The following is a 14,239-nucleotide window of genomic DNA, read 5'->3' as shown; positions in this document are numbered from 1 at the left end:
GTCGGTAATCGGGCGGGACGGGGAGGCAGGCATGGGGGCCGGGCGATCACTGGGGCGGCGGTTCGGGTGGCTGTGGGCGGCGTACACCGTGAGCACGCTCGGCACCCAGCTCGCCTTCGACGCGTTCTCGCTGATCGCAGTGATCGTTCTGCACGCCGGGGCGACCGAGGTGGCGCTGCTGAAGGCCGTGGGTCTCGCGGTGGGGGCCGCGGTGGCGGTGCCGCTCGGGCCGTGGGTGGAGTTCCGCCACAAACGGCCGGTGATGATCGGGATGGACCTGGTCCGGTTCGCGGCGCTGCTGACGATTCCGGCCGCGTTCGCACTGGGCGGGTTCAGTTTCGTACAACTACTGGTTGTGTCCGTGGTCGTCGCCGCGGCCGACATCGGATTCATGGCGGCCGGCGGAGCCTTCCTGAAGTCACTCCTTCCCTCGCACGACCTGCTCAGTGCGAACGCCCGCTTCGAGGCGACCCAGTGGACCGCCACCGTGCTCGGACCGCCGCTCGGCGGTGCGGCGATCGGTGTCCTCGGGCCGGTGACGACCGTACTGGCCGATGCGGTCAGCTACCTGCTGTCGGCCCTCGGAATCCGGCAGGTCGGCGGGACGGAGAACCCCCCGGCGCGGACCGGCCCGGCATCGGCCGGCGGACTGCTCGAAGGCTGGCGGTACATCCTGGCCCACCCGGTGCTGCGCCCGCTGTTCTTCAACGTGCTGCTGGTCAACGGCCTGATCATGGTGGCGGTTCCGCTGCTCGCCGTGGTCATGGTCGGCGATCTCGGTTTCGCGCCCTGGCAGTACGGGCTCGCCTTCTCGGTGCCCTGTCTCGGCGGCCTGGCCGGCTCGCGGCTGGCCCGCCGGCTCGTGACGCGGTACGGGCAGCACCGGGTCCTGGTCACCTCCGGGGTGGTGCGCGCGTGCTGGCCGATCGGCCTCGCCTTCGTCCGGCCCGGTGTCCCGGGGCTGGTGCTCGTCATGGCCGTGGAGCTGGGGGTGATCACCTCCTGCGCCGTCTTCAACCCGGTGTACTCCACCTACCGGCTCCAGCAGACGGACACCGGCCGGGTGTCCCGTGTCCTCGCGGCCTGGTCGGTGACCGGAAAGGCGACGACCGCCGCCCTGACCGCCCTGTGGGGGCTGCTGGCCGGCCTCACCGGACCGCGTACGGCGATCGCGATCGCCGGTGCCCTGCTCCTGGCCACGCCGCTTCTCCTCCTCCGCCGCATCACACCCTCCGCGGAGATGGCGCAGGTGCACGCCGACGGAGTAGCCTGATCCGGAAACGTCATTCTCATTCACAGAGAAGATGCTTGACGGAATCGAGAGAAGGGCCGCCCGCGAATGCCCGTCACCGTCACCGAACCCACCCCCACCACCGGCGTCGAGATCACCGGCCTGTCCGGGAGCCGCCTGGTCGACCGGGGTGTCGCCGAGGAGTGTCTGTCCGCCCTGGAGCGGCGCGGGGTGGTGATCTACCGCGAGGCCGACGTCGACGACGACGATCTGGTCGCCTTCAGCCGGCTGCTCGGCGAGGTCGTCCCGCTGCCGATGGGCGGCCACCCGACCCACCGGGAGATCCAGCGGATCACCCGCGACCCGTCGAAGAGCCCGCTGGCCGCCTACCGCGAGTCCACCTTCCACTGGCACATCGACGGTACGACGGAGCAAGTGCCCAACAAGGCAACGCTTCTGACGGCACGGCAGATCTCGCAGAACGACGACGGCGACACCGAGTTCGCCAACGCCTTCGCCGCGTACGAGGCGTTGTCCGAGGCGGAGAGGAAGGAGCTGGAGGGTGTGCGCGTGGTGCACAGCTTCACCGCCTCGCAGCTCCTGGTGACACCCCACCCCTCGCCCAGGGAGCGGGCGGCCTGGGACCGCAATCCCGCACGGGAGCACCCCCTCGTCTGGACCCGCCGCAGCGGCCGCAGGTCTCTGCTGATCGGCGCCACCGCCGGTGAGGTCGTGGGTCAATCGGCGGCGCAGGGACGGGAGTTGCTCGACCGGCTCCTGGCCCATGCGACGCAGCCGCAGTTCACCCTGCGCCACCGCTGGCGCCAGGGCGACCTTGTGATCTGGGACAACACCGGGATGCTGCACCGCGCTCTTCCCTACGGTGAGGCTTCCTCTCGGCTGATGCACCGCACCTCTCTGCTGGGTGAGGAGGCGGTGGCATGAGCGAGCGGCGGACGGCGATCGTCACGGGCGGCGGTTCGGGCATCGGGCGCGCGATCGCGCAGCGGCTGGCCGAGGACGGTTTCGCGACGGCCGTACTCGATCTGAACGAGGAGTCGGCCGGGCAGGTCGCCGAGGAGTCACGGCAGAAGGGGCACGAGGCGGTCGCCTTCGGGGGCGTCGACGTGTCCGACCGTGCGCAGGTGAACGCCGCCGTGCAGCGGGTGCGGGACGTGCTCGGCGGGCCGGTGCTGGTGCTCGTCAACAACGCCGGGGTGACCGGCTTCGACCCGTTCCTGAAGATCGCCGACGAGACGTGGGACCGGATCATGGCCGTGAACCTGAGCGGGCCGTTCTACTGCTGCCAGGCGGTCGTGCCCGACATGAAGGAAGCCGGGTGGGGCCGGATCGTGAACATCTCCTCGTCGAGCACGCACTCGGGGCAGCCGTACATGACGCACTACGTCGCCTCGAAGGCCGGGCTCGTCGGCCTCACCAAGTCCCTGGCCCTGGAGCTCGGTCCGGACGGCATCACGGTGAACACCATCCCGCCGGGCTTCGTCGACACCCCGATGCTGCGCGCCTCCGAGGAACGCGGGCTGCTGGGCGGCTCGGTGGACTACCACGCGGAGCGCACACCGGTACGGCGGCCGGGGCGGCCGGAGGACATCGCGGCCGCCTGCTCGTTCCTGGTGTCGGAGGAGGCGGGGTACATCACGGGGCAGGTGCTCGGGGTGAACGGGGGGCGGAACACCTGAGTTGTTCCCGGCACCTGAGTCGTTGCCCGCACCTGGGTTGTTCCGGGAGCCGCCGCCTTGGTCCTCCAGCGGGTGAGGATCACGGCGGCGGTGCGCGATGTGCCCGCTCACCTTCGTGAACGCCGGTTCATCGCCCGGTCCGCCGCCTCCCAGTGCGCGTCCGCCGCCCACAGCCGGGCGAAGGCGCGCACCGCTTCGTCCGGCGAAGCGCCGCCTCCCATCACGCGTTTGACCTCCGCCGCCGGACCGGTCGCGAGGGAGCGGGCGAGGCAGCGCCATCCCTCCGCGAAGGCGGCCCGCGGCAGCACGCGGTCCACCAGTCCGAGGCGCTGCGCCTCGGTGGCGTCGAGTACGGCCCCCGTGCCGGCGAGCATCAGCGCCCTGCCCCGCCCGACGAGGGCGGCGAGCCGCTCGGCACCGCCCCAGGCGGGCATGATCGCGAGGGTCACCTGATTGAAGCCGATGCTGACGTCGTCGGCGGCCACGCGGATGTCGGCGGCGACGGCGACCTCGGCCCCGCCGCCCAGCGCATGGCCGTTGAGCGCGGCGATCACGGGGGCGGGGAAGCCGGCGATGCGGTCGCAGATGCCGCGCATCCGCCAGGCCATCGCCGCCGCGTCGTCCTCGGTGCGGAGCGCGGCGAGTTCCTTCAGGTCTCCCCCGGAGACGAACGCCCGGTCACCCGCCCCTGTGATCACCAGGGCCCGGGCCCCGGCCGCCGCATCGAGCGCCTTCTCCAACTCGTCCATCGTGGCGAGCGAGATGGCGTTGCGGGCGTGGGGACGGTTGATCGTGAGGACGGCCAGGCCGTCGTCCAGTTCGAGGTCGACCACTCGATTCCCCTCGGGGGATATTGGCATTCTCCATTCGCGAGAATAGCGTATGCACGGCTGGCCGCCGCAAGCGCGCTGCCTCGAAGAGCCGCCCCCAGTAGTGCCTCACTAGTGCCTCAGCAGTGGAGGTAGCCGCACATGCGAAAGATCCCCGCCGAGTTGACCGAGCGCTACGAAGCCGAGGGCTGGTGGACCCGGGACACCATCGGTGACCTGCTGACGCGAGGTCTGGCAGCGGCGCCGGACACCGAGTTCCGGGTGCACTCGGCCGTCCGCCCCTGGTCCGGGACCTTCCGGGACGTCGAACAGGTCGCGCGCCGGCTCGCGGGCGGGCTGCGCGAGCGGGGCGTGGGTCCCGGCGACGCGGTCGCCTTCCAGTTGCCCAACTGGATGGAGGCGGCCGCCGTCTTCTGGGCCTCCGCGCTCCTCGGGGCCGCCGCCGTCCCGATCGTCCACTTCTACGGGCGCAAGGAGGTCGGCTACATCCTCGACGCGGTCAGGCCGAGCGTCTTCGTCAGCGCCGGGCGGTTCGGTCGGCTGGAGTTCCAACCGGACCTGTGCGCCGAGGTGCCCGTGGTGGGCGTAGTGGGCTCCACGACGGGACACGACTCGCAGGTCGAGAACTTCGAGGACCTGCTGAGCGACCAACCGCTGACCGGGACGCTCCCGACCGAACCGACGTCGGCCACCCTGATCGCCTTCACCTCCGGCACGACCCGTGACCCCAAGGGCGTCGTGCACAGCCACCAGAGCCTCGGCCACGAGACCCGCCAACTCGCCGCCAGCTACCCGCCCGACCGCGGCAAGCAGCTCACGGCCGCCCCCGTCGGCCACTTCATCGGCATGGTGAACGCCTTCCTGATCCCGGTCCTGGACGGCACACCCGTGAACCTCACCGACGTGTGGGACCCGGGCCAGGCACTGGAGTTGATGACCCGTCACGAACTGAACATCGGCGGCGGGGCGCCGTACTACGTCACCAGCCTCCTGGATCACCCCGACTTCACGGTCGATCATCTGCGCCACATGCGGCACGCGGGTCTGGGCGGCTCGTCCGTGCCGGTCGCCGTCACGACACGGCTGGCCGCTCTCGGCATCCACGTCTTCCGTGCCTACGGCAGCACCGAGCACCCCTCGATCACGTCGTCCCGGCACACCGCGCCCGAGCCCAAGCGGCTGTTCACGGACGGGGACGCGTTGCCGGGCGTGGAGATACGGCTGGCCGAGGACGGCGAAATCCTCAGCCGGGGACCGGACTTGTGTCTCGGCTACACCGACGCCGCCCTGACGGAGCGGGCGTTCGACGAGGAGGGGTGGTATCACACGGGCGACATCGGCGAGTTGGACGAGGACGGCTACCTGACCATCACCGACCGCAAGGCCGACATCATCATCCGGGGCGGCGAGAACATCAGCGCGGTGGAGGTCGAGGAAGTGCTGCTCTCGCTGCCCGGCGTGGCGGAGGCCGCGGTGGTGGCCGCCCCCGACGCTCGGCTCGGCGAACACGCGGCGGGCTTCCTGCGGATGCTGCCGGGGCACTCTCTGCCCATCCTCGCCGATATGCGCGCCCACTTCGAACGCGCCGGTCTGGCCAGGCAGAAGTGGCCCGAGGAGCTGCACGGGGTCGAGGACTTCCCGCGGACGGCGAGCGGCAAGGTGCAGAAGTTCCGGCTCCGTCAGGACATTGCCGTACGCACGTGAAGAGAATAGCATTCTCTCAAATCGCAAAGGAGGGTCTCATGTCTTCGCGTGTGCTGCCGTATCCGCTCTTCGACGCGGACAACCATCTGTACGAGACCGAGGAGGCGCTGACCAAGTTCCTCCCGAAGCAGTACGCGGGAGCGATCGAGTACGTGCAGATCCGCGGCCGTACGAAGATCGCGATCCTCGGTCAGATCAGCGAGTACATCCCGAACCCGACCTTCGAGGTGGTCGCCCGGCCCGGCGCGATGGAGGAGTACTTCCGCGTGGGCAACCCGGACGGCAAGAGCCGCCGGGAGATCTTCGGTGAGCCGATGCGGTCGATCCCCGCCTACCGTGAACCGGGGCCGCGGCTGGAGCTGTTGGACGAGCTCGGCGTGCAGCGCACGCTGATGTTCCCGACGCTGGCGAGCCTCATCGAGGAGCGGATGCGGCACCACCCGGAGCTCATCCACGCCGTCATCCACTCGCTCAACGAGTGGCTGTACGAGACCTGGTCGTTCAACTACAAGGACCGCATCTTCACCACCCCGGTGATCACTCTGCCGATCGTCGAGAAGGCGATCGCGGAGCTCAACTGGGCCGTGGAGCGCGGCGCGAAGGCGATTCTCGTGCGGCCCGCGCCCGTTCCCGGACACGGCGGCTCGCGCTCCTTCGCGCTGCCGGAGTTCGACCCGTTCTGGAAGCGGGTCGTGGAGACCGGGGTGCTGGTCGCCATGCACTCCTCCGACAGCGGGTACTCGCGGTACGCCAACGACTGGGAGGGCACCTCCGCCGAGATGCTGCCGTTCAAGTCGAACGCCTTCCGCCAGGTGAACGAGTGGCGGCCGATCCAGGACGCGGTGGCGTCCTGGGTGTGCCACGGCGCGCTGTTCCGCTTCCCGGAACTGAAGATCGCGCTGATCGAGAACGGCTCTTCCTGGGTGGCCCCGCTGCTCGACCAACTGGCCGACGTCTACAAGAAGATGCCGGAGCAGTTCCTCGGCGACCCGGTGCAGGCCGTGAAGAACAGCATTCACGTCAGCCCGTTCTACGAGGAGGACCTGGGCGGGCTGGTGGACCTCATCGGCGTCGACCGGGTGCTGTTCGGCTCGGACTACCCGCACCCCGAGGGCCTGGCCCAGCCGACCTCGTACGTCGACTCCATCCAGGGCCTGAGCCAGGCCGACCAGGCGAAGATCATGGGCGGCAACCTGTCCCGGCTGATGCCGGCATGACGTGGGGGTCCATCCCCCGGATGGTGCTGAGCGCGGCCGACCGCTTCGGTGACGCCGAAGCGGTCGTCGACGGCCCGCTCCGCCTCACATTCACCCAGCTCGCCGAGCAAGTACGGGTGGCGGCGGGCGCGTTCGCCGCGCTGGGGGTCGGCAAGGGCGACCGGGTGGCGATCTGGGCGCCCAACTCCGCCGAGTGGATCGTGGCCGCGTTCGGGCTGCTGACCGCCGGCGGGGTGCTGGTCCCGGTCAACACCCGGTTCAAGGCGGACGAGGCGCACGACATCGTCGTCCGCAGCGGTGCGAAGGCGGTGCTGGTCCAACAGGGCTTCCTGGGGCTGGAGTTCACCGGCCCGCCCGGGGTGCCGGTGATCGATCTCAAGTCCGGCTTCCTGGCGAGCGGTGCACCGTTCGAGCGCGAGGTGAGCGGCGACGACGTGGCCGACATCGTCTTCACCTCGGGCACGACCGGCCGGCCCAAGGGCGTGCTGATGACGCACGCCCAGACGCTGCGCCTCTACGCGGAGTGGTGCGACCTGGCCGATCTGCGGGAGGGCGACCGCTACTTGATCGTCAACCCGTTCTTCCACATCTTCGGCTACAAGGCGGGCTGCATCGCCGCCCTGATCCGCGGCGCCACGATCCTGCCCGTGCCGGTCTTCGACGCGGACCTCGTGCTCGACCTGATCGAGCGGGAGCGGGTGACGATGCTGCCCGGACCGCCGACGCTCTACCACTCCCTCCTGGAGGCGCAGGAGAAGGGCGGCCGCGACCTGTCCTCGCTGCGGGCCGCGGTCACCGGTGCCGCCGACATCCCGGTCGAGCTCATCCGCCGTATCCGCAAGGAACTCCCCTTCCGGTCGATCATGACCGGGTACGGCCTGTCCGAGGCCGGCACGGTCACCGCCTCCCGTCCCGGCGACTCCTTCGAGGACATCGCCACCACCGTCGGCACCCCCTGCGACGGCGTCGAGGTCCGCATCGCCGACGACCACGAAGTGCTGGTACGCGGCTACAGCGTGATGCGCGGCTACCTCGACGACCCCGAGGCGACCGCCGAGACCATCGACCCGGACGGCTGGCTGCACACCGGCGACCTCGGAATCCTGGACGAGCGGGGGCACTTGAGGATCCTGGGCCGCAAGAAGGACATGTTCCTGGTGGGCGGCTTCAACGCCTACCCGGCCGAGATCGAGGGCTTCCTGCTGAGGCATCCGGCGGTGGCGCAGGTCGCGGTGATCGGCGTCCCCGACGAGCGGCTGGGCCAGGTCGGCAAGGCCTTCGTCGTACGGCACCGGCCGGTGACGGAGGACGAGCTGATCGCCTGGAGCCGGGAGCGCATGGCCGGGTTCAAAGTCCCGCGATCCGTGGAGTTCCGCGAGGAATTGCCGCTCAACGCCACGGGCAAAGTGATGAAGGACCAATTGCGATGAGGACGGACGGGAGCCGCGACCCGGCTCCCGCAGGCGAACGGAGATCCACCGTGACGACGAACCACGCAGCCGGCCTGACGGCGGACCTGTCACTCGACCAGGCGGACCTGTCACTCGACCAGCTCGAGCGCCTCGACCACGAGATCATCGCGTTGCTGGCACGCCGCCGCGCGATGGCCCAGGAACTCCCGCACCCGGCCCGCGCCCGTGCCGCTGATCCGGCCTTCGCGGAGACCGTACGAGGCATAACAGGCCGCTACCGCAAGGAACTCGGCGGCGCGGGCGAACTCGTCGCCCGCGCCGTGATGGTGCTGTGCGATCCCAGCCGGGAGTCCTGACGGGTCCCTAGGGGGCCTGATCCTGAGGAGTCCCGAGGCGTCCTGATCCTGAGGGGTCCTGAGAGGCCTTGAAGGCCGTCGCTCAGGCGAAGCCCACGTCCGCCCCGGCGTGGGCTTCCTCGCGGTGGCTCGCGATGCGCAGCCGTGCCGACGATCCGTCGTCCTCCGGACTGCCGCAGGCCAGGAGTTGCTCGCCGCAGAAGACGGGCTTGAGCAGCCGGTAGGAGACGCTGCGCACCTGCCGATCCGGCTGCTGTCGGCGCACCAGCTCCAGCATGGCGAGCACCAGCAGCGGGCCGTGCACCACCAGCCCCGGGTAGCCCTCGACGCCGGTCGTGTACGGGGCGTCGTAGTGAATGCGATGGGCGTTCGCGGTCAGGGCACTGAAGCGGAACAGCAGGGTGGGGTCGGTGTACCAGGTCTGCTGCCAGGGAGACGCGTCGGCGAGAGGCCCGTTCTCGGATTCCGGGAGGGGCACGGCGGGAGCGGGTGCCCGGCCGCCGCTGCGGTACACCAGGTCCTGTTCCTCGGTCAGGCACAGCCGCCCGTCCTGCCGGTACTCGCTGCGTACGGTGACGAAGAGCAGGTCGCCGCTGCGGCCCCGTTTCGGCCGCACCTGGCTCACCCGGCTGTGCTGCTCCGCCGGGCGGCCCAGCCTCAGCGGTGCGGACACCTCCAGCCGCCCGCCGGCGAACATCCGCCGCCGCTGCGGCAGCGGGGGCAGGAAGCGGCTGTCCCGCGGGTGTCCGTCGGGGCCGAGTTCGGTGTGCCGCGGCCAGGACAGGAAGTGCAGCCAGTGCCAGAGCGGCGGCAGCGGCTCGCCGTCGAGCGCGGCCGGGGCGGGCAGGTCCAGTACGGCCGAGAGGGCCGCTGTCGGGGCCGGGTCGAGGGGGTCGGTCGTACGGGCGTCGTCGGGGCGCCAGGTATGGGCGATCTCTTCGAGGACGGCGAAGTCGGCGGCGCAGGCGGAAGAGACAGGGGCGGAATCGGAGTGGGGCAACGGGACTCCCGAGGGCGTGCCTGACCAGGTGCCGCATTGTTGCGCACAAATTGCGTACAAAGCTGCGTGCAAACCGTCGACATCGCATGGATGTCGCCTTCGCCACATCAAAACAGTGCGGCAAGACACAGGTCACCGCGGCGGGCGCGCCGTTGACAGGGCTGCGGATTTGGCCGTACAAATCTGCGGAAAGGACCTGCCGATCGCACGAGAAGCAGGCTACGAGAGGCAGGCATCGAACTCTTGGGGGACCGTTGACCGTCGCCCGGGCCCTCGCCCAGTGGGCCCATGACCACCGCCCGACGCCGGACGACCTGGCGCTCGCCGAGCGGGCGCTGGCCGACACCGTCGCCGTGGCGCTGGCCGCCCGCAGCCATCCCCTGCGCGCCGTCTCCGCTCCGCTGCCGGACGCGGCCAGGTGGGCGGCGATGGCACACGTCCTGGACTTCGACGACCTGCACACCGACACCACCACCCACATCTCCGTGGTCACCGTCCCGGCCGTGCTGGCGGTGGGCGGCGATGCCCGCGCGTACCTGGCGGGCGCCGGGGTGATCGCGCGGCTGGGGGCGATGCTCGGTTGGGAGCACTACGCGGGCGGCTGGCACGCCACGTGCACCGCGGGCGCGCCTGGCGCCGCCGTCGCGGCCGGAGTCGCGCTCGGCCTGGACGTGGAGGGGCTCGCCACCGCGATGGCGCTCGCCGTGCCCGCGGCCGGGGGCGTCCAGGAGGCCTTCGGGACGCACAGCAAGTCGCTGCAGGTCGGATTCGCCGCGGAAGCGGGCGTACGGGCCGCGCGGCTGGCGCGCTCGGCTGCCACCGCGGACCCGCGGGCCCTGGACGCCTGGCTGCAGCGGGTCGGCGGCACACCCGCCGACGACTTCCCCGTCTCCCCGGCCGTCCCGGGCGGGCTGGCCGTCAAGCTCTTCCCCTGCTGCTACGCCATGCAGCGGCCCATCGCCGCCCTGCGCACGGTGCGTGACCAGATCCGCGGCGAGATCACGGCGGTCACGGTTACGACGCCTGCCGGAACCGTTCAGCCGCTCATCCACGACCGTCCGGGAACCGGTCTGGAAAGCAAGTTCTCACTGCCGTACGCGGTGGCCGCGGCGCTGCTCGACGACTATCCCGGCTTCGACAGCTTCACGGACGCGGCGGTGCGTCGGCCCGAGGCGCAGAGGCTCCTCGGTCTGGTCCGGGCCGACCTGCTGCCCGGCGAAACCAGCACTCTGCTGGACGGCCGGGTCGCGTTGCGCGTCGATCTCGCCGACGGCAGCGAGGTGTACAGCGAGCTGGAGTTGCCGCCGGGTGCGCCTCAACGCCCTTTGTCCGAGGCCGACTTGCGCGCCAAGGCTGCCTCCTGTGGTGCGGATGTGCCGGCGCTGCTGGAGGGGCTGACGTGGGCGGGCGCGGGCGAGGTGCTGCGCAAGCACTTCCCGCACGAGGACTTCCCGCACGAGGACTTCCCGCACGATGGCTTCCCGTACGAGGACCAGGAGGCATGACGGTGCAGCAGCTTCCCCTGTCGGGCATCACGGTGGTCAGCCTGGAGCAGGCCGTGGCCGCGCCCTACGCCACCCGGCAGCTCGCCGACCTCGGCGCCCGGGTGATCAAGGTGGAGCGGCCGGGCGAGGGCGACTTCGCGCGCCGCTACGACACGACGGTGCACGGCCTCTCCAGCTACTTCGTATGGCTCAACCGCTCCAAGGAGTCCCTCACACTCGACCTCAAGGACCCGCGCGGCCAGGAGATCCTGCACCAACTCCTCGACGGCGCCGACGTGTTCGTACAGAATCTCGCGCCCGGCGCCGCCGACCGCCTGGGCCTCGGCGTCGACGCGCTCGCCGACCGCTACCCGCGGCTGATCCCGTGCACGATCTCCGGCTACGGCACGACCGGCCCGTGGGCCGACCGCAAGTCGTACGACCTGCTGGTGCAGTGCCAGACCGGCCTGGTCTCGCTGACCGGAACGGCCGACGAGACCGCCCGGGTCGGGATCTCCGTCGCCGACATCGCCGCCGGGATGTACGCCTACACCGGTGTCCTGACCGCCCTGTACACACGGGCCACCACCGGCCGGACCCATCCGGTGGAGGTGTCCCTGTTCGAGGCGCTGGCGGAGTGGATGGGCCAACCCGCCTACTACACGCGCTACGGCGGCACCCAGCCCGCCCGCCTCGGCACCCAGCACGCGACGATCGCACCGTACGGCGCCTTCCCGACCGCCGACGGCAAGCAGGTTCTCTTCTCCATCCAGAACGAGCGCGAATGGGCCGCCCTGTGCGCGGAGTTCCTGGGCCGGCCCGCGCTGACCGACGATCCGCGCTTCGCCACCGGCTCCGACCGCGCCGCCCACCGCGACGAACTCAACGCCATCGTCGCCGAACGCCTCGCCCGCTCCGACGCCGAGGAGGCGCTGAAGGACCTGGAGGAGATCGGCATCGCGTGCGCCGGGGTCAACGACGTCACCGCGTTCCTCGACCACCCGGTGCTGGCCGCGCGCGAACGCTGGGCCGAGGTGGGCGTGCCCGGCGGCACCATGCAGGCGCTGCTGCCGCCCGCCGACCTCGCCGGCCTGCCCGCCCGCATGGATCCCGTACCGGACGTGGGCGAGCACACCGACGCGATCCTCGCCGAACTCGGCCGTAGCCGCGACGACATCGAGGCGCTGCGCGCCGACGCCGTCATCTGACCACGACGATGTGGAGCACCTTCCGATGAGCGCCCTGGACCTCCTGCCCGACGACGAACAGCTCGTCGTCCGCACCGTGCGCGAGTTCGTCGACAAGGACGTCAAGCCGGTCGTCCAGGAGCTGGAGCACTCCGACACCTATCCCGAGAACCTCATTGAGCGGATGAAGGAACTCGGCATCTACGGACTGGCAATCCCCGAGGAGTACGGCGGCAACCCGGTCTCCACGCCCTGCTTCGTGCTCGTCACCGAGGAACTCGCACGGGGCTGGATGAGCCTGGCAGGCGCGATGGGCGGGCACACGGTCGTCTCCAAACTCCTTCTCCTGTACGGCACTCAGGAGCAGAAGCAGCGCTATCTGCCCCGCCTGGCCACCGGCGAGGTCCGCGCGACGATGGCGTTGACCGAGCCCGGCGGCGGCTCCGACCTGCAGGCGATGACGACCATCGCGCGCCGCGAGGGCGGGGAGTACGTCGTCAACGGGGCCAAGACCTGGATCACCAACTCCCGCCGCTCCGGCCTGATCGCGCTGCTGTGCAAGACCGACCCGGCCGCCGAGCCACGCCACCGCGGCATCTCGATCCTCCTGGCCGAGCACGGACCCGGCCTGGTCGTCTCCCGTGACCTGCCCAAGCTCGGCTACAAGGGCGTGGAGAGCTGCGAGTTGTCCTTCGAGGACTACCGGGTGCCGGTGGAGGCGCTGCTGGGCGGCGCGGAGGGCCGAGGCTTCGGCCAGATGATGAAGGGGCTGGAGACCGGCCGGCTCCAGGTCGCCGCGCGGGCGCTCGGCGTGGGACGGGCGGCCCTGGAGGACTCGCTGCGCTACGCCCAGGAGCGGGAGAGCTTCGGCAAGCCGATCTGGCGCCACCAGTCGATCGGCAACTACCTGGCCGACATGGCGACCAAGCTCACGGCCGCCCGCCAACTCGTGCTGTACGCCGCCCGGGAGGCCGATGCCGGACGCAGGGTCGACATGGAGGCGGGCATGGCCAAGCTGTTCGCCTCGGAGACGGCGATGGAGATCGCGCTCAACGCGGTGCGGATCCACGGCGGTTACGGCTACTCGACGGAGTTCGACGTGGAGCGGTACTTCCGGGACGCGCCGCTGATGATCGTCGGCGAGGGTACGAACGAGATCCAACGCAATGTCATCGCCGCGCAGTTGGTGGCGAGGGGCGGTCTCGATGGCTGAGCAACCACAGCGGGAGACCCAGCGCGAGACTCAGCGCGAAATCCCGCGGGAGAGCACCTACTTGCGGCTCGCGCGGGAGCTGCGGGCGGCGATCCTGCGGCACGACTACCCCGACGGCGTCCGACTGCCCACCGAGGCCGAGCTGGCCGAGACGTACGGGGTCAGCCGGCAGACCGTGCGGCGGGCGTTCCAGGACCTCGTCACGGAGGGGCTGGTGTACCGGGTGCCGGGGCGCGGCACGTTCGCGACGCCCCGGGAGGAGCAGTACCTGCGGCAGTTCGGTTCGGTGGACGACCTGATGGGGCTGTCGATCGACACCCGCATGGACGTCGTCACGCCCCTGCACCGTCGGGTCGACGTCGATGCGGCCGGACGGCTCGGTCTGCACACCGACCGGGTGCACAAGCTGGCCTTCCTACGGCTGCACGAGGACGTGGCGTTCTGCCACACGTCGGTGTGGCTGCCGCCCGCTGTCGGCCAACTGCTGGAGTCGGTCGAGGAGTTGATGCTGCCGGGTACGCCCAATGCCTTCACCGTGATCGGCCTGCTCGACCAGCGGCTGCCCGAACCGATCGCCGAGGCCGAGCAGAGCATCACCGTCGCCGAGGCCACCCCGGAGCTCGCCAAGCACCTTGGCTGCGAACCGGGCCGCGCGCTGCTGCGCATCGACCGCGTCTACCAGACGGTCGCCGGTCAGCTCGTGGAGCTGGCCATCAGTCACTTCCTGCCCGAGCACTACTCGTACCGCGTGCGGCTGCGGCGCAGCGGTCAGTGATCGTCATTGATTGATGAAGGAGAGAGAGTTGAGTCTGAGGATCGTTGTCACTGTGAAGTACGTGCCCGACGCCACTGGCGACCGGCACTTCGCCGATGACCTGACCGTCGACCGGGACGACGTGGACGGT

General features: G+C 70.6%; 13 protein-coding genes and 1 pseudogene. 12 read left to right on the top strand and 2 right to left on the bottom strand.

Features of this window, described 5'->3' with window-relative positions; translation table 11 throughout:
- Positions 1 to 31: 31 nt before the first annotated feature.
- The 3 genes from ABZ880_RS53080 (at position 32) to ABZ880_RS53070 (ending at position 2,931) form a co-directional block, all read left to right on the top strand.
- Complete coding sequence (locus ABZ880_RS53080; RefSeq protein WP_361278906.1) at positions 32 to 1,273, top strand: MFS transporter; 1,242 nt, start codon at positions 32 to 34, stop codon at positions 1,271 to 1,273.
- Positions 1,274 to 1,339: 66 nt separating this feature from the next.
- Positions 1,340 to 2,176, top strand: a complete 837-nt coding sequence (locus ABZ880_RS53075) for a TauD/TfdA family dioxygenase (RefSeq protein ID WP_361278904.1) — start codon at positions 1,340 to 1,342, stop codon at positions 2,174 to 2,176.
- On the top strand, positions 2,173 to 2,931 hold the full coding sequence (locus ABZ880_RS53070) for an SDR family NAD(P)-dependent oxidoreductase (RefSeq protein ID WP_361278902.1): 759 nt from the start codon (positions 2,173 to 2,175) through the stop codon (positions 2,929 to 2,931). Before ABZ880_RS53075 ends, ABZ880_RS53070 begins: the two co-directional genes overlap by 4 nt.
- Positions 2,932 to 3,038: 107 nt before the next feature.
- Here ABZ880_RS53070 and ABZ880_RS53065 read toward each other — a convergent pair whose 3' ends face one another.
- Positions 3,039 to 3,764: an enoyl-CoA hydratase/isomerase family protein gene (locus tag ABZ880_RS53065; protein WP_361278900.1), complete on the bottom strand. Its 726-nt coding sequence runs from the start codon at positions 3,762 to 3,764 to the stop codon at positions 3,039 to 3,041.
- A gap of 138 nt (positions 3,765 to 3,902) precedes the next feature.
- Between ABZ880_RS53065 and ABZ880_RS53060 the strand changes: the two genes are divergently transcribed.
- The 4 genes from ABZ880_RS53060 to ABZ880_RS53045 are packed head-to-tail and all read left to right on the top strand — an operon-like array spanning position 3,903 to position 8,450.
- The gene (locus ABZ880_RS53060) at positions 3,903 to 5,465 is read left to right on the top strand and encodes an AMP-binding protein (protein WP_361278898.1); all 1,563 of its coding nucleotides are present in this window, start codon (positions 3,903 to 3,905) and stop codon (positions 5,463 to 5,465) included.
- Between the two features lie 38 nt (positions 5,466 to 5,503).
- Positions 5,504 to 6,682 (top strand): amidohydrolase family protein, encoded by a 1,179-nt coding sequence (locus tag ABZ880_RS53055; protein ID WP_361278895.1) that lies wholly within the window; start codon positions 5,504 to 5,506, stop codon positions 6,680 to 6,682.
- Positions 6,679 to 8,112 (top strand): FadD3 family acyl-CoA ligase, encoded by a 1,434-nt coding sequence (locus ABZ880_RS53050; RefSeq protein WP_361278893.1) that lies wholly within the window; start codon positions 6,679 to 6,681, stop codon positions 8,110 to 8,112. The genes ABZ880_RS53055 and ABZ880_RS53050 overlap by 4 nt, the downstream gene beginning before the upstream one ends.
- A gap of 50 nt (positions 8,113 to 8,162) precedes the next feature.
- Positions 8,163 to 8,450 (top strand): hypothetical protein, encoded by a 288-nt coding sequence (locus ABZ880_RS53045; RefSeq protein ID WP_361278891.1) that lies wholly within the window; start codon positions 8,163 to 8,165, stop codon positions 8,448 to 8,450.
- An 82-nt stretch (positions 8,451 to 8,532) separates the two neighbouring features.
- Here the strand turns inward: ABZ880_RS53045 and ABZ880_RS53040 are convergent, their stop codons facing one another.
- Positions 8,533 to 9,450, bottom strand: a complete 918-nt coding sequence (locus ABZ880_RS53040) for a hypothetical protein (RefSeq protein WP_361278889.1) — start codon at positions 9,448 to 9,450, stop codon at positions 8,533 to 8,535.
- A 254-nt stretch (positions 9,451 to 9,704) separates the two neighbouring features.
- Between ABZ880_RS53040 and ABZ880_RS53035 the strand changes: the two genes are divergently transcribed.
- The 5 genes and pseudogenes from ABZ880_RS53035 to ABZ880_RS53015 all read left to right on the top strand — a co-directional run.
- Positions 9,705 to 10,955 carry an MmgE/PrpD family protein gene (locus ABZ880_RS53035; protein WP_361278887.1) on the top strand — a complete coding sequence of 417 codons (1,251 nt, stop codon included), beginning with the start codon at positions 9,705 to 9,707 and terminating at the stop codon, positions 10,953 to 10,955.
- Positions 10,952 to 12,142, top strand: a complete 1,191-nt coding sequence (locus tag ABZ880_RS53030) for a CaiB/BaiF CoA-transferase family protein (RefSeq protein WP_361278885.1) — start codon at positions 10,952 to 10,954, stop codon at positions 12,140 to 12,142. Before ABZ880_RS53035 ends, ABZ880_RS53030 begins: the two co-directional genes overlap by 4 nt.
- Positions 12,143 to 12,167: 25 nt before the next feature.
- A complete protein-coding gene (locus tag ABZ880_RS53025) occupies positions 12,168 to 13,334 on the top strand; it encodes an acyl-CoA dehydrogenase family protein (RefSeq protein ID WP_361278883.1) in 1,167 nt (388 codons plus the stop codon).
- The gene (locus ABZ880_RS53020) at positions 13,327 to 14,109 is read left to right on the top strand and encodes a GntR family transcriptional regulator (RefSeq protein WP_361278881.1); all 783 of its coding nucleotides are present in this window, start codon (positions 13,327 to 13,329) and stop codon (positions 14,107 to 14,109) included. Before ABZ880_RS53025 ends, ABZ880_RS53020 begins: the two co-directional genes overlap by 8 nt.
- Before the next feature lie 28 nt (positions 14,110 to 14,137).
- A pseudogene (locus ABZ880_RS53015) lies at positions 14,138 to 14,239 on the top strand (electron transfer flavoprotein subunit beta); the annotation flags it as partial.

It is taken from the genome of Streptomyces sp. NPDC047043 (genome assembly GCF_040644055.1).
Taxonomy (GTDB): domain Bacteria; phylum Actinomycetota; class Actinomycetes; order Streptomycetales; family Streptomycetaceae; genus Streptomyces.
Note: the sequence above shows the minus strand (reverse complement) of the source record. Positions and strands in the feature narration are given on the sequence as shown.